Below are 17,967 nucleotides of genomic sequence, written 5' to 3'. Positions count from 1 at the left end.
CGCAGAATGACGGTCGCCCAGGCCGTGGTGGAATACCTTTCAAAGCAGTACACGGTGGACTCCATTGGCGGGGTTGAGTACCGTGAGCGGCTGATTCCGGGAACATTCGGCATCTTTGGGCACGGGAACGTGGCCGGCGTGGGCCAGGCCCTGAAGCAGTACCAGCAGCTGGACCCGGCCATCATGCCGTACTACCAGGGCCGGAACGAGCAGGCCCAGGCGCACCAGGCCGTGGGGTATGCCAGGCATACCCGCCGCCGCCAGACCTTCGCCATCAGCACCTCGATCGGCCCGGGGTCCTCCAACCTGCTGACCGGCGCCGCTCTGGCCACGACGAACCGGCTGCCGGTGCTGCTGCTGCCCAGCGACACCTTTGCCACCCGCGCCGCGGACCCGGTGCTGCAGCAGCTCGAACAGCCCTACGCCTACGACATCACCGTTAATGACGCCTTCCGGCCACTGTCCAGGTTCTTCGACCGTGTTTCCCGCCCGGAGCAGCTGTTCTCCGCGTTCCACCACGGCCTCCGTGTCCTGACGGATCCGGCGGAGACCGGCGCCGTGACCATCTCCCTGCCCCAGGACGTCCAGGCCGAGGCGTTTGATGTGCCCGAGGAGTTCCTGGCCGAGCGGGAGTGGCGGATCCGCCGCCCGGACGCGGACGACGACGACATCGCCCGCGCTGCCGCGGCCATCCGCTCTGCGAAGCGGCCGCTGATCATCGCCGGCGGCGGCGTCCTCTACGCCTACGCCAACGAGGAACTCGCGAAGTTCGTGGAGCTGACCGGAATCCCGGCGGGCAACACCCAGGCGGGCGTCGGCGTCCTGCCGTGGGACCACAAGTACTCCCTTGGCGCCATTGGCTCCACGGGCACGACGGCGGCCAACGCCATCGCCGCCGAAGCGGACCTGATCATTGGCATCGGCACGCGCTACGAGGACTTCACCACCGCCTCCCGGACCGCGTTCCAGAACCCGGACGTGAAGTTCATCAACATCAACGTCGCTGCGATCGATGCCTACAAGCACGGCACCGCGCTGCCGATCGTGGCGGACGCCCGCAAGGCCCTGGTCAAACTGAACCAGGCACTGGGCGGCTACCGCGTCGGAGCGGACCTCGAGCAGAAGATCGCGGCGGAGAAGAAGCGCTGGGACGCCACCGTGGACGAAGCCTTCGACACCCGCTCCACGCCGTTGCCTGCCCAGAACGAGATCATCGGTGCCACGTCCCGTGCCATGGACCCGGCCGACGTCGTTATTTGCGCGGCGGGTTCGCTCCCCGGAGACCTGCACAAGATGTGGCGGGTCCGTGACCCGTTCGGCTACCACGTGGAATACGCATATTCCTGCATGGGCTACGAGATTCCGGGCGGCCTCGGAGTCAAGCGCGCGGCGCTGGCTGAAGCCACCAACGGCGGAACCCAGCGCGACGTCGTCGTCATGGTGGGGGACGGCTCCTACCTGATGATGCACACCGAACTGGTCACCGCCGTCGCCGAACGGATCAAGCTGATCGTGGTCCTGATCCAGAACCACGGCTACGCCTCCATCGGATCCCTCTCCGAATCCCTGGGCTCGCAGCGGTTCGGCACCCAGTACCGCGCGCTGAACGAGGAACAGCACAGCTTCGACGAAGGCGACACCCTGCCCGTGGACCTGGCCCTGAACGCGGAATCCCTGGGCGTGAAGGTCATCCGGGTGGAACCGGGCGAGAAGGTCATTGCCGAACTCGAGCAGGCCATCCGCGACGCCAAGGCAGCGCCCGAACGCGGCGGCCCCATCCTGATCCACGTCGAATCAGACCCGCTGCTGGACGCGCCGTCCTCCGAATCCTGGTGGGACGTCCCCGTCTCCCAGGTTTCGGAGCTCGGCTCCACCCAGCAGGCCTACCAGGCCTACACCAGCCACAAAGCCCGCCAGCGCAAGCTGCTCGGCTGATTCCCTCGTCGACACCGAACGCTTTCAACTCAAGGAAGAGCCCCATGACTGTTACAACCGAGACCTCCACCATCAACCACTTCATCAACGGCGCCGAAAGCGCCGGCGAGGGTGACCGCACCACGAACGTCTACAACCCGGCCACCGGCGCCGTGTCCGCACAGCTGCGGCTGGCCAACCGGGCAGACCTGGACGCCACCGTCGCCGCTGCCCGCAAGGCCGCCGACACCTGGGGCGACATCTCCCTGGCCAAGCGCACCGCCGTGCTGTTCAAATTCCGCGAACTCGTCGCCTCCCACGTCGAGGAACTCGCCCAGCTGGTCACCGCCGAACACGGCAAGGTCCTCTCAGATGCCAAGGGTGAAATCGGCCGCGGCCTGGAAGTCATAGAGTACGCCTGCGGCATCCCCACCCTGCTCAAGGGCGACTACTCGGACCAGGTGTCCACGGGGATCGACGTCTTCAACTTCCGCGAACCCCTCGGTGTGGTCGCCGGTATCACCCCGTTCAACTTCCCGGTGATGGTCCCGCTCTGGATGGCACCGATGGCCATCGCCACCGGCAACGCCTTCATCCTCAAGCCCTCCGAACGCGACCCCTCCGCCTCCATGCTCCTGGCCAAACTCTGGAAGCAGGCCGGCCTGCCCGACGGCGTGTTCCAGGTCCTGCACGGCGACAAGGAAACCGTGGACGGTCTCCTGACCCACCCGGACGTGGACGGCATCTCCTTCGTCGGCTCCACCCCGATCGCCCAGTACGTGCACGAGACCGCCACCAAGCACGGCAAGCGCGTCCAGGCCCTGGGTGGGGCGAAGAACCACGCCATCGTGATGCCCGACGCTGACCTGGACAACGCCGCCGACCACCTCGCGGCCGCCGCCTTCGGCTCCGCCGGGGAACGCTGCATGGCCATCTCCGTCGCCGTCGCCGTCGGGGACGCCGCGGACCTGATCGTCAAGAAAGTCGAAGAACGCGCCCTGGCCGTCAAGGTCAACAACGGCACCGCCCCCGACGCCGAAATGGGCCCGGTCATCACCCCGGCCTCCAAGGAACGCATCGTACGGATCGTCACCGAAGCCGAAGCAGCCGGCGCCGCCATGGTGGTCGACGGCCGCGACCTCGTGGTCCCCGGCCACGAAGACGGCTTCTGGGTGGGCCCCACCGTGATCGACCACGTCAAGACCGAAATGACCGCCTACACCGAGGAAATCTTCGGCCCCGTGCTTGTGGTGGTCCGCGTCGACACCCTCGAGGACGGCATCAGGCTGATCAACGCCAACCCGTACGGCAACGGAACTGCGATCTTCACCTCCTCCGGCGCCCACGCCCGGAAATTCCAGCGCTCCGTCACGGTCGGCATGATCGGGATCAACGTGCCCCTGCCCGTCCCGGTGGCCTACCACTCCTTCGGCGGCTGGAAGGCATCGCTCTTCGGCGACAAGCACATCTACGGCCCCGAAGGCGTCTCCTTCTACACCCGCGGCAAAGTCATCACCTCCCGCTGGCCCGAACCCACCCACGCCTCCGGCGCCTCCTACAACTTCCCCTCCAACTAGCCAGAGAAAGACAACGCTGTCATGACTGAGAACAAGCTGATCATCGGCACGGCGCCGGACTCCTGGGGTGTCTGGTTCGCGGATGACCCCAAGCAGACGCCCTGGGAAAGGTTCCTCGATGAGGTTGCCGAGTCCGGTTACAAGTGGATTGAGCTGGGCCCCTACGGCTACCTGCCCACCGATCCCACGCGGCTGGCGGAAGAACTGAAGCAGCGCGACCTCCAGGTCACTGCAGGCACGGTGTTCACCGCCTTCCACCGCGGACTGGACCAGTGGGAATCCGCCTGGGAACCGGCGCGCAAAGTCGCCGAACTAACGGCCGCCATGGGCGGCGAGCACATCGTGGTCATCCCGGCCATGTGGCGCGATGACGTTACCGGCGAGGCGGTGGAGAGCGGCACCCTGACCGACAAGGCGTGGAGCGACCTTTTCGCCGGCCACAACCGACTGGGGAAGACCCTGCTGGAGGATTTCGGGCTCAAGCAGCAGTTCCATTCCCACGCTGACTCCCACGTCGGGGAGCAGGAAGACATCGAAACCCTCCTGGCCGCCACGGACCCGAAGTACCTGAACCTGTGCCTGGACACGGGCCACGCCGAATACTGCGGTGCCTCCAGCCTCGAGCTGATCAAGAACTACCCGGACAGGATCGGCTACCTGCATTTGAAGCAGATCAACCCGGAGATCCTCAAAAGGGTCAACGAGGAAAACATGACCTGGGCCGCCGCCAACCTGGCCGGCGTCATGACCGAGCCGCCGAACGGGCTTCCCGACCTGCGCGCCGTCATCGAAGCGGTGGAGGCCCTCAACCGGCCCATCTTCGGCATCGTGGAGCAGGACATGTACCCGGTAGCCTTCGATGTGCCCATGCCCATTGCCAAGCGCACCCGCAACTACCTGCTGTCCTGTGGTTCCCGAACCACTGTCAACTGACAACCACACTGCAGCATCCGCTAAGACCCCTGGAGGAACGAAAACAATGACTGAAGCACTCCGCGTCGCCGTCATCGGCGCCGGGCGCATGGGCGCCGACCACATCCAGCGCCTTAACACCCGAATCCACGGAGCCGAGGTTGCCGCCGTCGTGGACGTTGACCTGGCCCGCGCACAGGCGGCAGTTGAAGGCATTCCGGGCGCCGTGGCCCTTGCCGACGCCGAGGAAGCCCTCAACAACGGCGACGTCAACGCAGTACTCATCGCCACGCCGGGCTTCCTGCACGAGGACATCCTGCTGAAGGCCATCGCCAAGGACATCCCGATCCTGTGCGAGAAGCCGCTGACCCCCGATGCCGAGTCCTCCTGGAAGATCGTGGAGGCTGAGGTTGCGCTGGGGCACAAGCGCATCCAGGTGGGCTTCATGCGCCGCTTCGACGCCGAATACGCTGCCCTGGGCCAGATCATCGGCAACCACGAGCTGGGCGAACTGCTGATGCTGCACCACCAGCACCGCAACCCCACCACGCCGCCGGGCTTCACCAACGAGATGCTGATCAACGATTCCGTGGTCCACGAGTTCGATGCCATCCGGTTCTTCACCGGAGAGGAAATCACCAGCGTCCAGGTCCGCATGGGGAAGGCCACCAAGAACGCCCCGGCCGGCCAGCACGATCCCCAGCACGTCCTGTTGGAGACGGAATCAGGCGTCCTGGCCGACGTCGAAATCTATGTCAACGCCAAGTTCGGCTACGAAGTGGCCACCCAGGCCTCCTTCGAAGAGGGCATCGTCAACATCGGCGGCGACAAGGGCCTTTACACCCGCAGCGCCGGCCGCTGGGGCGGCAACGTCACCCCCGGGTTCGAAGAGCGCTTCGGCGCGGCGTACGACGTCGAAATCCAGTCCTGGGTGGACGCTGCACTGAAGGGCGAAATCGGCGGTCCCACCGCGTGGGACGGCTACGCCACCGCGGCCTGCTGCGAGGCCGGCGTCGAAGCCCAGAAGAGCGGCGAGAAGGTGGCCGTGAAGCTCGCCGCCAAGCCGGACCTTTACCGCTGACCCGCGGAGTTTTTGTCCAGATATGCCGACTTCCGGGCCTTCCAACCCTGCGTATCCGGACAAAAACTCCTCCTGACTGATCCACAATGGAGTGTTCCTCGTGAAAATCGCGCTTGACCCCACCCCGTTCCACCACAGCCACAGTCTGCTGGAGTTTCCCCGCGTGGCTGCAGATCTGGGTTACAAGTACCTGCAGCTGACGCCGCATGCAGACATGATCCCCTTCTACAACCATCCAAAGGCGGATGACGAACTCGTCACCAAAATGAACAAGGCGTGCAAGGATGCCGGCGTGGAAATCGCTTCCGTCCTTCCCGTGTTGCGCTGGTCCGGCCCGGACGAGGATGCTCGCGAAGCAGCTGTCCGCTACTGGAAGCGCGCCATCCAGATCACCGTGGATCTTGGCGTCGGCACAATGAACACCGAGTTCAGCGGCCGCCCCGAGAAGGCTGAAGAGTCCGAGCGGGCGTTCTACCGCTCCATGGAGGAACTGCTGCCGATCATTGAACGCGAAGGACTCGATGTCCTGATTGATCCGCACCCGGACGACTTCGTTGAAGACGGCCTGGCCGCCATCCGGGTCATCCGTGGCGTCAACTCTCCCAACATCGGCATGGTCTACGTCGCCTCGCACAGCTTCCACATGGGCAACAAGGCGCTGGAAATCATGCGGACAGCAGGGGACAAGCTCCGCCTGGTCCATGTGTCCGACTCGATGGACCACCATGCCTCCCACGGCCTGCGCTACATCACGAATCCGCCGGGCAATGCCGTGCGCGTGCACCAGCATCTGAAGATCGGCGACGGCGACGTGAACTGGGACGAGTTCTTCGGCGGCCTCAAGGAAATCGGCTTCCTGGACAAGGACAACACAGTGATGGTCTCCAGCGTGTTTGCCGAGGATGAGAAGGCCGAGGACGTCTCCCGGTACCAACTGGAGACCATGCAGAACTACATCGCCGCAACCAAGTAGGGGAGGCGCCGATGGAACTCAGCAAAGCAACCCTGGCAGCGGCCGATGCGGCGGGAACGCCGGACGCCGGTAAGGCCCCCGCACCGTCCCGGCCCTCCGATCCGAAGAAGTTCATGCGGAAGGTGGCCCTGTTCTCCACGTTCGGCGGCCTGCTGTTTGGCTACGATACCGGGGTCATCAACGGGGCACTGCCGTTCATGCAGCGGGACCTTGGCCTGACACCGCTGACAGAGGGGCTGGTCACCTCAACGCTGCTATTCGGTGCCGCATTTGGCGCCATCAGCGCCGGCCGCCTGTCCGACCGGTTCGGCAGGCGCAAAACCATCATGGGGCTGGCACTGATCTTCGTTGCCGCCACCATCTTCTGCACCCTTTCGCCAAGCACTGAGCTGCTGATAGCAGCCAGGACCCTGCTGGGCCTGGCCGTGGGCGGCGCCTCAGTCATCGTCCCCGTGTACCTCGCGGAAATGTCGCCGGCGGCACAGCGTGGCCGCATCGTCACGCAGAACGAACTGATGATCGTCACCGGTCAGTTCCTGGCGTTCACGTTCAACGCGGTGCTGGGCAACGCCTTCCCGGAAGAAGCGAACATCTGGCGCTGGATGCTCGTGATCGCCACGTTGCCGGCTGTGGTGCTGTGGTTCGGGATGCTGGTCCTGCCGGAAAGCCCGCGCTGGCTGGCGTCTGCCGGCCGGTTCGGTGCCGTCCTGGAAGTGCTGCGCTCCACCCGGGCTGCCGGGGACGTCTCCACGGAGTTCGACGAGGTGCGGCAGGCGGCCCGCGAGGACTACCAGTCCAAACTCGGAACGGTGAAGGACCTTACCGTTCCTTGGATCCGCAGGATCTTCGTCGTGGGTCTTGGCATGGCAGTCATCAACCAGATCAGCGGTGTCAACGCCATCATGTACTACGGGACGTCCATCCTGTCCTCGTCAGGATTTGGCGACCGGGGAGCCCTGATCGCCAACGTGCTCAATGGCATCACGTCCGTCGTTGCAGTGGTCGTCGGGATGTACCTGATGTCGCGTGTTCCCCGTAAACCAATGCTTATTGTGGGCCTTTGCGGCACGTCCTCATCCCTGCTGGCCATCGCGGTCATCTCCCTGGCCCTGCCGGAAAGCACCCTGCGCGGCTACCTGGTTCTGTTGTTCATGGTGACGTTCCTGGCGTCCATGCAGGGCTGCATCGGCACCGTGACCTGGCTGACGATGTCCGAGATTTTCCCGATGCACGTCCGTGGTGTCGCTATGGGTATCTGTGTGTTTGTCCTGTGGATGGTCAACTTCCTCATTGGCTTCTTCTTCCCGCAGATGGTCTCGTGGATCGGCGTGTCGGCGACCTTCCTCATCTTTGTGGCCTTGCAGCTCGGCGCTATCGTCTGGGTCAAGCGCGTGGTCCCGGAAACGAAGGACAAGTCCCTGGAGGAGCTTGAGCACCTGTTCAAGGAGCGTTCCAGCATCCACGCCTAAGAACAGTGAACACCGGAGGCGGAGCGCAGGCGCCCCACGGGAAACGCCCGACGCCGGCCGGCGCCGGGCGTTTCTCCGTCCAGGTTGACGGGGGTGCGGGAGCTCAACAACAGCGTTCCGCAGAGCGCTCTCGCCTCGGGTCACGGCGCCCGCTGTGGCAGACGGAAAGACAGCAGGAGGGGCGGCGCATGTGCGCCGCCCCTCCTGCTGTCTTGGGTGTCCCGCGTTATCAGGCGGTCAGGTTCAACGAAGCCGAGAGGGCTGCATCGGCGTCCTTCAACACTTTGGCGGCAACTTCCAGTCCTTCGATCCTGCCCAACGACACGTCCTCATGCTCGATATTGACCAGCATTTCCGGATCCACCTCGTGCAGAGCGCGGAGGAACTCAGTCCAAAAAGCGGTGTCGTGCCCGCGGCCAAGGGCCACGAAGTCCCAGGCGGAGTTCTTGGGCCACTCGTTGGCCCACTCGTCGCCGCCGAGGTTGGTGCGGTTCTCGTTCGGCGAAAGCCGGCGGAAACTGTTGTCCAGCACGCCGTGCAGCGCGGCGTTTTCCCTGTTCACGCGGACATCCTTTGCCGCGGCCTGGAACACAAGTGGGCCAAGCTCGCGGACCACGGCCACCGGATCCATTTGCTGCCAGAACAGATGGGAGGCATCAAGTTCCACGCCAACGTGCGTTGCGCCCGTGAGCTCGATGAGTTTGCGGACGTCGGCGGTGTTGAAGACGATGTTCTGGGGGTGCAGTTCAAGGGCCACCTTGACGTCGTGATCAGCAGCAAGGCGGTCCGTTTCCTTCCAGAACTTCGCTGCCACGCCCCACTGGTAGTCCAGCACATCCAGCGCAGCCGAGTTCCAGGCGTTGACCACCCAGTTGACGGTGCTGGCCCCCGGTTCGCCCCCGGGCAGGCCGGACATGGTAACAACCCGGTTCTGCCCCAGGCGGTGTGCCAGTCGGATGGAACGCCGGATGTCTTCGGCATGCTTCTCACCGATGTCGCGCTTAGGGTGCAGGGGGTTGCCGTTGCAGTTCAGGCCCGCAATTGAAACACCCGTGCCTTCGAAGATTGCCAGGTAGTCGTCCCGCGCGGCGTCGCTTTCCAGGATCTGGTCCATGGTGGGGACATGAACCGCGGGCAGGAAACCGCCCGTATTAATTTCGATGCCCGTCAGGCCGAGATCGGCGATGACTTTGAGTGCCTCGGGAAGGGGCCTGTCGTGCAGGATGGCGTTGTAGACACCAAGTTTCATAGCGTGATCTTCTTTCCATCGTTCAGGGCGGACTCGGTGACAGCGCCGAGCAGCTCCATGTTGCGGACACCCTCGTCGAAGGTGGCGCACCGGGGGAGGGACTCTGCCTCGCTGAGGCCTGCCACTTCTTCGAGGAAAGCACGCGCCTGGTAGCCGAACGCGTCATTCTGGCCGAAGCCAACCTCGGGGGCGTCCATGGCGAGGCCTCCGGCGATGTAGGGGTGCCCGGGGCCGAGAATGACCTGCCGGTAGCCGTTGTCGTTGCTGGAGCCCTCATTGAGGAACAGCTGGATTTCGGCCGGCCGGCGCTGGTCGAACTTGGCGGCGCCGTTTTCGCAGAACACTTCGAACTGCAAGCTGTTGGCGTGGCCGGCGGCAACGCGCGAGACTTCGAAGCTTCCCGCGCCGGTGGCGAATTCCGCATTGAATGCTGCGTAGTCGTCGTTCTCCACAGCCTCGAAGGTGTCGCTGACAGCGGCGTGATCGTGGCCCATCACGGCGGCGAGCGGCAACGGGCGTTTGTTGATAACCGTGCTGAGCTGCCCGCCAGAGACGGACTGGATGTCGCCGCAGAGGAATTCGGAGACGTAGGCCAGGTGGGATCCGACGTCGGCAAGCGCGCCTGAACCCGGACCCCCTTTGTACCGCCAGCTCATGGGAGCGGAGGGGCTGAATCCGTAGTCGGTCCAGTAACGGCCGCTGAAGTGCAGGACGTTGCCGAGCACCCCGGTCCGGATGAGGTCCCGAATGTAGGCGATGCCCGGCGTGCGGCGGAAGGTGAAGCCGATCCGCGCGATGCTGGACGAGTTGCGTGCGGCATCGGCCATCGCGCGGGCGTCTTCCATGGAATCGCTCAGGGGCTTTTCGCACAGCACGTGCTTTCCCGCGGCGAGCAGGCCCTCCACAACTTCACGGTGGAGGGAGTTGGCGATCACCACGCTGACCACATCGATGTCATCGGCCTCGGCAATTGCCTGCCACGAGGTGTCGTTACGCTCATAACCGAAGCGGCGGGCGGCCAAAGAACCGAATTCGGCGTTGACGTCGCCGATGGAAACCAGTCGTACTGGGGGTAGCACCGGGCTGTACAGGGCGGACGCCGTCCGGTAGGCGGCGGCGTGCGCCTTTCCGGCCATGCCTGCGCCGATAACGGCTACGCCAAGGCTTTCAGCCATTGATTTCTCCTTTGAAAATCAGCCGCGGCGGGAACGCCCTACGGCATTTTGTAGCGCTACAATTTTTACGCTGACCTTGAGCGTATCCATGTCTATATGTCCTGTCAATCAATCCTCAGGATATTCTCGACGCAGCGACGAAAGGCATTTTTTGATGACGCATGACCGCTCGAAAACCCGACGACCCACCATCTATGACGTGGCGAAGCAGGCGGGTGTTTCGCCGTCGCTGGTTTCTTTGGTCCTGCAGAACCCTGTGCGCGTGAGTGAGAAGCGGCGCGAAGCTGTGCAGGCAGCAATCTCTGAGCTTGGCTATCGGCCCAGCCGGGCCGCCACGGCGCTCGCCAGCACCCGGACGAAGAGTGTAGGCCTCGTGATCGACGACTACCGGAACCTGTGGTTCGTCGATCTGCTGCGCGGCATGGAATCCGTGCTGACGAAGGATGGCTACCATGTGCTGCTGGCCGATTCCAGGCCGGGTGAAAACCGCATCAGTGAGGCTGTCGACGGACTGCTTGCCATGCATATTGACGGGCTGGTCATCGCGGCGGAACCCAGTGAGTCCATGCTGTCCGGCGCCGGTGTTCCTACCGTGGTAGCCGGTTGGCGGAGCGGCGTGCCTGCCGGGGCGGACCTGATAACCAATGACGACGACGCCGGCGGTGCCATGGCTGCCGACCATCTGTTGGGCCTCGGCCATACCAGGATTGGACACCTGTCGGGATCCGGAGGTGCCGCCGCCCACCGAAGGGACGGCTTCACTGGCCGACTGCGGGGGGAGGGCATCGACGTACTCGTGGTTGGGGAGTCCGGAGGGACGTCGGAGGAGGACGGCTATGCGTCGGCAGGCTGGCTGCTGGACCACCACCCGGAGACTACGGCTATTTTCGCCGCCAACGACACCATGGCCCTTGGCGCCCTCGGGGCCATCAGGGAACGGGGGCTGGCTGTCCCATCGCAAATTTCCGTGGTCGGGTATGACAACTCCACGTTGGCCAAGTCCAGGTACTTGGAGCTGACTTCCGTCGACAACCGAAGCGACGTTGTCGGCGCTGATGCAGCGGCGGCCTTGCTGGAGCGGATGGGGAATGGTGCCACGGCGGGTTCCCGGAAACTTATCGAGCCGGTGTTGGTGATTCGCGGCACCACTGCTCCGCCGGCGGCAAATCCGGGCCAGTAACACAGGGCTTCGTTAAAACATCCTAATGTCAGGACAAACTCTTGACATTGGTGAGCCAAGTCACCATGATCTACATAGACAGAGCTCATGGGGCTGCAGAGTGGCAGCCCGGGGCCTGGGATCAAAGGAGATTATGGTGGCTACTATTTCTTGGCGTAAGGCGGCTCTGGTTGCGGCGGTAGTGCCGATGTTGGCGTTGAGCGCCTGTTCCAGCGGCGGCGGCCGTACCCCTGAGACAGGGACCGGGGGAGGTGGCGGCCAGGTTGCCACCACCGAGCGGATGAAGATAGCGCTGATTGCGCACGCCCCCGCTGGTGACACTTTCTGGGATACCGTCCGTAAGGGCGCAGAAGAAGCTGCAGCAAAGGACAATGTCGAACTGCTCTACACGTCAGATCCTGAGGCCGGCCGGCAGGCGCAGCTGATCGAGCAGGCGGTGGACCAGAAGGTGGACGGAATCGCGGTAACGCTGGCCACTCCCGACGCGCTGAAGAGTGCCCTCAAGAAGGCCTCTGATGCGGGAATCCCGATCGTCAGCTTTAACGCTGGCGAAGCGGCTTCTGCCCAGCTCGGGGCGTTCACCCACTTCGGCTCGAATGAGAAGCTCGCGGGCGAAGCAGTGGGTTCCAAACTCGCCGAGGGCGGCTACAAGCACCCGGTTTGCGTTATCCAGGCGCAGGGGCACGTAGGGCTCGAGGCCCGGTGCGCCGGTGTGAAGGCCAAAGTGCCGGGGACCGAAATCCTGTATGTCAACGGTGCAGACATGACGTCTGTTGAGTCGACAGCGACCGCAAAGCTCCAGGCTTCCGCTGATGCTGACGTCATCATCGGCCTCGGCGCACCCATCACGCTGACGCTCATGAAGTCAGTGTCTACGGCCGGAAGCTCGGCCAAGGTTGCCAGCTTCGACCTGAACAAGGAACTCGCACAGAAGGTTGCTGATGGCAGCGTACTGTTCACCGTGGACCAGCAGCCTTGGCTGCAGGGCTACGGCGCAGTGGATGCGCTGTGGCAGAACAAGCGGGGCGGCTTCAAGCTCGGTGGCGGACAGTCCGTCCTCACCGGTCCGGCAATCGTCGACCAGTCCAATGCAGCCGAAGTCCTGAAGTTCGCCGAACAGGGAATCCGCTAACAGCCCGCTTGGCGGGCCGGCCGGTGCCGGCCCGCCAGCAAGGAGAAACATCATGACCATCACCCAGACCAAGATCGCATCACCGGCGACCGATGAGCGCGTCGCCAAGCGCAATCCCCTGCAAAAGCTCCTCGGCCGGCCTGAGGTCGGTGCCCTGGTGGGCGCAATCGTCCTTTTTGTCTTCTTCGCGTTGGTGTCCCCGACGTTCACGCAGCCCAATGCGCTGGCGACCATTCTCTACGGCAGTTCCACAATCGGCATCATGGCCGTAGGGGTGTCGCTGCTGATGATCGGCGGTGAGTTCGACCTTTCCACAGGTGTTGCCGTGATTTCATCGGCGCTGACCGCGTCAATGTTCAGCTGGTACTTCAGCACGAATGTCTGGGTTGGGGTCCTCCTGGCTTTGCTGGTGTCCCTCGGTATCGGCTTCATCAACGGCTGGATCCTGATGAAGACCAAGCTGCCAAGCTTTATCGTCACCCTCGCAACCTTCCTGATGCTGACCGGCCTGAACCTGGGCCTCACTCGTTTGATCGGTGGCTCCGTCTCATCGCCGTCAATCTCCAACATGGATGGCTTCGATACGGCCCGCGGTGTCTTCGCCTCCGCGGTGAACATCGCCGGCATCGAAGTAAAAATTACGGTCTTCATCTGGATCGCTCTCGTCGCCGTAGCCACCTGGGTGCTGATGCGGACCCGCGTCGGTAACTGGATCTTTGCCGTGGGCGGGGACGAGAACGCGGCCCGCGCCGTCGGCGTGCCGGTCAAGGCCACCAAGATCGGCCTGTTTATGGGCGTGGGATTCTGTGGCTGGGTCCTCGGGATGCACAACCTCTTCGCCTTCGATACCGTGCAGTCCGGTGAAGGGGTGGGCAACGAGTTCCTCTACATCATCGCCGCGGTGATCGGCGGGTGCCTCCTGACAGGCGGCTACGGTTCTGCGATCGGCGGCGCGATTGGAGCCTTCATCTTCGGCATGGCCAACAAGGGCATCGTCTATGCGCAGTGGAACCCTGACTGGTTCAAGTTCTTCCTGGGCCTGATGCTGCTTCTCGCCACGATCGTCAACCTCATCGTCAAGCGCCGCGCGGAACTGAAGTAAGGGGCCGGAAAATGAACGCACATAAAATCGACCAGCAAACGCTGCTCAAGAACGAACGGGACCCCCTCACTCACACCCCCGTCCACCTGCTCTCCCTTGAGGGCGTGGGCAAGCATTACGGCAATATCATCGCCCTGAGCGACGTCACCATGGCCGTGGACAACGGCCGGGTCACCTGCGTCCTTGGCGACAATGGTGCAGGCAAGTCAACCTTGATCAAGATCATCGCGGGACTGCACCAGCATGACGCAGGGGTGTTGAACATCATGGGCGAGGAGCGGAAGTTCTCTTCTCCCCGTGATGCCTTGGATGCAGGCATTGCCACCGTGTACCAGGACCTCGCGGTGGTGCCCCTGATGCCGATTTGGCGTAACTTCTTCCTCGGCTCGGAACTGACCAGCGGTTTCGGCCCGTTCAAGAGCATGGACGTCGAGAAGATGAAGGACATTACCAAGAAGGAACTCGCGGACATGGGCATCGACCTCCGCGACGTGGAACAGCCCATCGGCCAGCTCTCCGGCGGTGAGCGCCAGTGCGTGGCCATTGCACGGGCCGTGTACTTCGGCGCCAAGGTCCTGATCCTGGACGAGCCGACGGCGGCGCTCGGCGTGAAGCAATCGGGCGTCGTTTTGCGCTACATCCTCCAGGCAAGGGACCGGGGACTCGGCGTCATCTTCATCACCCACAACCCGCACCATGCCTTCCCGGTAGGGGACCGGTTCCTTCTGCTCAAGCGTGGCAAGTCCATCGGCTACTACGACAAAAAAGACATCACCCTGGACGAGCTCACCGCCCAGATGGCCGGCGGCGCTGAACTTGCCGAACTTGCGCACGAACTCGAACAGCTCGGCGGCCACAGCGATGTGGTCAAGGAAGTGCAGGCAGAAGTCGCCGACGTCACCCACGGCGCAGAGACGCCGAAGGAAAGCGGCCCCCGGCACGCCTAGTACTGACCGGAACGGGGCCCCCGGAATGCCGGACGGGCCCCGCTCCACATCGCCCACAGACAACGAACAGCAGACAGGAAGAGAACATGCCGATCCGTGTGGGCGTCATCGGCGCCGGCGTCATGGGCGCAGACCACATCAGGAACCTGACCACCGCCGTCAACGGTGCAGAAGTCACCTTCGTGGCAGACCTCGACGCCGGACGGGCAGCGGCAGCTGCACCGCCGTCGGCCCGGACCACCACCGACCCTTCCGAGCTGATCAACTCCAGCGAGGTGGACGCCGTCGTCATCGCTTCCCATGACTCGACCCATGCGGGACTGGTGCTGGAATGCTTCGAAGCTATGACGCCCGTGCTCTGCGAGAAGCCCCTGGCCCCCACCATCCTGGAAAGCCTCGACGTGGTGGAGGCTGAGGCGGACATCCTTGCGGCAACAGGGGCCAGGCTGCTGTCGATGGGCTTCATGAGGCGGTTTGATCCCGGCTACACAGCACTCCGCGAAGCCACGCGGGTCCGCAGCAACGGCGAACCGCTGCTGGTGCACTGCACCAGCCGCACCGCAACTGCGGGACCCGGTGCCGGCTCGGAATCAGCCATCACCAATTCGGCCATCCACGAGTTCGACATCATTCCCTGGCTGCTGGGGACACCCATCACCGAAGTTTCATGGCAGGCGGGGCGCAGCTCCCGGCACAGCACCGGAGACCTTCAGGACCCGGCCTTGATGCTCCTCCGGACAGCCGACGGCACCCTTGCCACCCTCGAACTGTTCCTGAACGCGCAGTATGGCTACACCACCCGCTGCGAGGTGGTGTCCGAGAGCGGTACAGCTGCCCTCCCGGAACCCGCCGCGCTGCTGGTCCACCACGAGGGCCAGCAGCGGTCCGTCATCCCCGCTGACTGGCGCCCGCGCTTCGCCGACGCGTACCGCCTGCAGCTCCAGGCCTGGATCTCTGCCCTGGAACGCGGAGACACCCCGCCGCTCGCCACGGGGGAGGACGGCCTGCGGGCATCGCAGGTGGGCCAGGCAATGATCCGTTCACTGCACAGTGACGGATCCTTTACGAAAGTGATCTATTGATGGCTGCCGCCGTCCTGCCGGCATCACGCGTCCCCGATTCGAAGGACGCACCGTCGCTGCGGTGGGGCATCATGGGGCCGGGGTGGATTGCCGAGCGGTTCACGGAGTCGGTGCAGGCGCATTCGCGCCAGGTGATTGCCGCCGTCGGTTCCCGCTCGTTGTCCCGCTCCAAGGAATTTGCCGAAAAGTTTGGCGTGCCCGCCGCGTACGGAAGCTACGAGGAACTGGCATCTGCTCCTGATGTCGACATCGTTTATGTCACCACGCCGCACAATTTCCACCACAGCGCTGCCCTGCTCGCCCTCGAAGCAGGCAAACATGTCCTGGTCGAAAAACCCATCGGACTCAACGCGGAGCAGGCGCGGGACATCGCCGCGCGTGCCAGGTCCGCTGGCGTTTTCGCCACCGAAGCGATGTGGACGTTCTTCCTGCCGAAATTCGACATCATCCGGCAGATTCTCGAGGCCGGAACGCTGGGGACCGTAACCACCGTCGTGGCGGAGTACGGCGAGCACTTCAACCGCACCCACCGGATCTTCGATCCGGCACTTGCCGGAGGTCCGCTGCTGGACCTCGGAACCTACCCCTTGGCGCTCATCACCGAACTCCTGGGCGCCCCGGAGCGGATGCATGTCCTGGGACAGCCGCACGAATCCGGGGTCCACGCCCAACTCTCGGCCATCATGGGATTCGCGGGCGGGAGCCAGGCTGTCATGAACACGCAGCTGCACAATTTCACACCAACGGCTGCCACGATTGTCGGCTCCCAGGCGACCCTGACCATCGATGGGCCCTTCACTATGCCCGGCGGTTTTGACGTGCGTTTCCCCGACGGGACACAGCTGCGCCACAACGAACCCGCGGGCGGGCACTTCGAGGGTTTGCACTACGAAGCGGCCGCAGTTGCCCGTTGCATCGCTGCCGGTCGGACGGAAAGCCTCGAGCGCCCGCTGGACGCCTCCGTCCGCACCATGGAAGCAGCAGACGAAATCCGCCGCCACCTCGGCATCACTTTCCCTGGCGACGACAGAACAAAGGAAGAACTGTGAAGGACATAACTCTTGGATTGGTGGGCGTGGGCCGTATCGGCGCCATGCACGCGGACAACATCTCCATGCTCAACGGCGCATTCAAGGCTGAGGACATCAACGTCCGGCTCCGGCTGACGGACGTCGCCGAAGAACACGCCAGGGCCGTGGCTGCCAGGGTGGGCGCCGAGTTCCTGCCGTCCGTGGAAGCACTGCTCGCGTCGGGCCTGGACGGGCTGGTGATCGCCACCGGCACGGGCACCCATCCCGGCCTGATCAAGGCCGGCGTGGACGCCGGAATCCCGGTCTTCTGTGAAAAGCCGGTAGCCATGAACGTTGCGGAGGCCCTCCCGGTGCTTGACTACATCCGGGAGAGGAACGGCATGGTCCAGATCGGACACCAGCGCCGTTTCGACGCCGGCTACCTTGAAGCCAGGCGGGCTTACCGGGCCGGCGGACTGGGCTGGATCCACTCCCTGCGCGCAGTCACCTGCGACATGGCACCGCCGCCTGTCGAGTTCCTCGCGACCTCCGGCGGGCTTTTCCGGGACTGCTCGGTCCACGACTTCGACATTTTGCGCTGGCTGACCGGCCGCGAAATCGTCGAGGTCTATGCCAAGGGCTCGAACAACGGCGACCCGGCGATCGCCGACGTCGGTGACGTGGATACCGCGCTGGCGCTAGTCACTTTCGACGACGGGACGGTAGGCACAGTCTCGGCGACGCGGTACAACGGGGCTGGCCATGATGTGCGGCTGGAAATCCAGGGGTCCAGCCGGTCGCTTATGGTGGGGCTGGACGAGAAGACCGCCATGGCATCGGCCGAACCCGGAGTGGGCTTCCCCTCGGGCGGGCCGCACAGGACGTTTGCGGAGCGCTTCGACCAGGCCTATCGATCCGAGATGGCCGCCTTCGTTGAGTTTGTCCTCGGCCGGAGGGACAACCCTTGTACGCCTGAGGACGCTGTGGCCGCTTCCCGCGTGGCCGATGCTGCCCAGGAGTCCCTGGCCACCGGCCTTCCGGTGAAGGTGGCGCTGGCCCCGGCCTAAACGGCGGAGGGGTCGGAGGAGCGCCGGACCATCAGGGCAGGTGGGCAAAATGGCCGTAGGCAGGGTGGCTCCGGAAGCCAGGAATGCCTCCATGACA

The 17,967-nt window shown here is 64.2% G+C and carries 15 protein-coding genes; 13 read left to right on the top strand and 2 right to left on the bottom strand.

What is annotated here, in order from left to right; genetic code table 11:
* Positions 1–6: 6 nt before the first annotated feature.
* The 6 genes from iolD to HTS88_RS04750 all read left to right on the top strand — a co-directional run bounded on the left by iolD (position 7) and on the right by HTS88_RS04750 (position 7,926).
* Positions 7–1,935 (top strand): 3D-(3,5/4)-trihydroxycyclohexane-1,2-dione acylhydrolase (decyclizing), encoded by a 1,929-nt coding sequence (iolD, locus tag HTS88_RS04775; protein WP_174176057.1) that lies wholly within the window; start codon positions 7–9, stop codon positions 1,933–1,935.
* A 44-nt stretch (positions 1,936–1,979) separates the two neighbouring features.
* Positions 1,980–3,491 (top strand): CoA-acylating methylmalonate-semialdehyde dehydrogenase, encoded by a 1,512-nt coding sequence (locus HTS88_RS04770; RefSeq protein ID WP_174175998.1) that lies wholly within the window; start codon positions 1,980–1,982, stop codon positions 3,489–3,491.
* A gap of 21 nt (positions 3,492–3,512) precedes the next feature.
* Positions 3,513–4,424: a sugar phosphate isomerase/epimerase family protein gene (locus HTS88_RS04765; RefSeq protein WP_174175995.1), complete on the top strand. Its 912-nt coding sequence runs from the start codon at positions 3,513–3,515 to the stop codon at positions 4,422–4,424.
* Between the two features lie 46 nt (positions 4,425–4,470).
* Entirely contained in the window at positions 4,471–5,484 is a 1,014-nt protein-coding gene (locus HTS88_RS04760; RefSeq protein WP_174175993.1) for a Gfo/Idh/MocA family protein, read from the top strand.
* A gap of 100 nt (positions 5,485–5,584) precedes the next feature.
* Positions 5,585–6,457 carry a sugar phosphate isomerase/epimerase family protein gene (locus tag HTS88_RS04755; protein ID WP_174175991.1) on the top strand — a complete coding sequence of 291 codons (873 nt, stop codon included), beginning with the start codon at positions 5,585–5,587 and terminating at the stop codon, positions 6,455–6,457.
* 11 nt (positions 6,458–6,468) lie between these two features.
* Positions 6,469–7,926, top strand: coding sequence for a sugar porter family MFS transporter (locus HTS88_RS04750; protein WP_174175989.1), 1,458 nt, complete (start codon positions 6,469–6,471; stop codon positions 7,924–7,926).
* A gap of 229 nt (positions 7,927–8,155) precedes the next feature.
* Here HTS88_RS04750 and HTS88_RS04745 read toward each other — a convergent pair whose 3' ends face one another.
* On the bottom strand, positions 8,156–9,175 hold the full coding sequence (locus tag HTS88_RS04745) for a sugar phosphate isomerase/epimerase family protein (RefSeq protein WP_174175987.1): 1,020 nt from the start codon (positions 9,173–9,175) through the stop codon (positions 8,156–8,158).
* Positions 9,172–10,350 (bottom strand): Gfo/Idh/MocA family protein, encoded by a 1,179-nt coding sequence (locus HTS88_RS04740; protein WP_174175985.1) that lies wholly within the window; start codon positions 10,348–10,350, stop codon positions 9,172–9,174. Before HTS88_RS04740 ends, HTS88_RS04745 begins: the two co-directional genes overlap by 4 nt.
* A 154-nt stretch (positions 10,351–10,504) precedes the next feature.
* Between HTS88_RS04740 and HTS88_RS04735 the strand changes: the two genes are divergently transcribed.
* From HTS88_RS04735 to HTS88_RS04705, 7 genes are all read left to right on the top strand, one after another.
* Entirely contained in the window at positions 10,505–11,530 is a 1,026-nt protein-coding gene (locus HTS88_RS04735; protein WP_174175983.1) for a LacI family DNA-binding transcriptional regulator, read from the top strand.
* 133 nt (positions 11,531–11,663) lie between these two features.
* Positions 11,664–12,662 carry a substrate-binding domain-containing protein gene (locus HTS88_RS04730; protein ID WP_174175981.1) on the top strand — a complete coding sequence of 333 codons (999 nt, stop codon included), beginning with the start codon at positions 11,664–11,666 and terminating at the stop codon, positions 12,660–12,662.
* 52 nt (positions 12,663–12,714) lie between these two features.
* Positions 12,715–13,764, top strand: coding sequence for an ABC transporter permease (locus HTS88_RS04725; protein ID WP_174175979.1), 1,050 nt, complete (start codon positions 12,715–12,717; stop codon positions 13,762–13,764).
* Between the two features lie 11 nt (positions 13,765–13,775).
* Complete coding sequence (locus HTS88_RS04720; RefSeq protein ID WP_174175977.1) at positions 13,776–14,711, top strand: ATP-binding cassette domain-containing protein; 936 nt, start codon at positions 13,776–13,778, stop codon at positions 14,709–14,711.
* A gap of 86 nt (positions 14,712–14,797) precedes the next feature.
* Positions 14,798–15,793: a Gfo/Idh/MocA family oxidoreductase gene (locus HTS88_RS04715; RefSeq protein WP_174175975.1), complete on the top strand. Its 996-nt coding sequence runs from the start codon at positions 14,798–14,800 to the stop codon at positions 15,791–15,793.
* Entirely contained in the window at positions 15,793–16,842 is a 1,050-nt protein-coding gene (locus HTS88_RS04710; RefSeq protein ID WP_246255981.1) for a Gfo/Idh/MocA family protein, read from the top strand. The genes HTS88_RS04715 and HTS88_RS04710 overlap by 1 nt, the downstream gene beginning before the upstream one ends.
* Complete coding sequence (locus HTS88_RS04705) at positions 16,839–17,870, top strand: Gfo/Idh/MocA family protein (protein ID WP_174175973.1); 1,032 nt, start codon at positions 16,839–16,841, stop codon at positions 17,868–17,870. Before HTS88_RS04710 ends, HTS88_RS04705 begins: the two co-directional genes overlap by 4 nt.
* Positions 17,871–17,967 lie beyond the last annotated feature (97 nt).

Source organism: Pseudarthrobacter oxydans (genome assembly GCF_013314975.1).
GTDB classification, from domain to species: Bacteria; Actinomycetota; Actinomycetes; order Actinomycetales; family Micrococcaceae; genus Arthrobacter; species Arthrobacter oxydans.
This window is presented reverse-complemented; position numbering and strand designations above follow the sequence as displayed.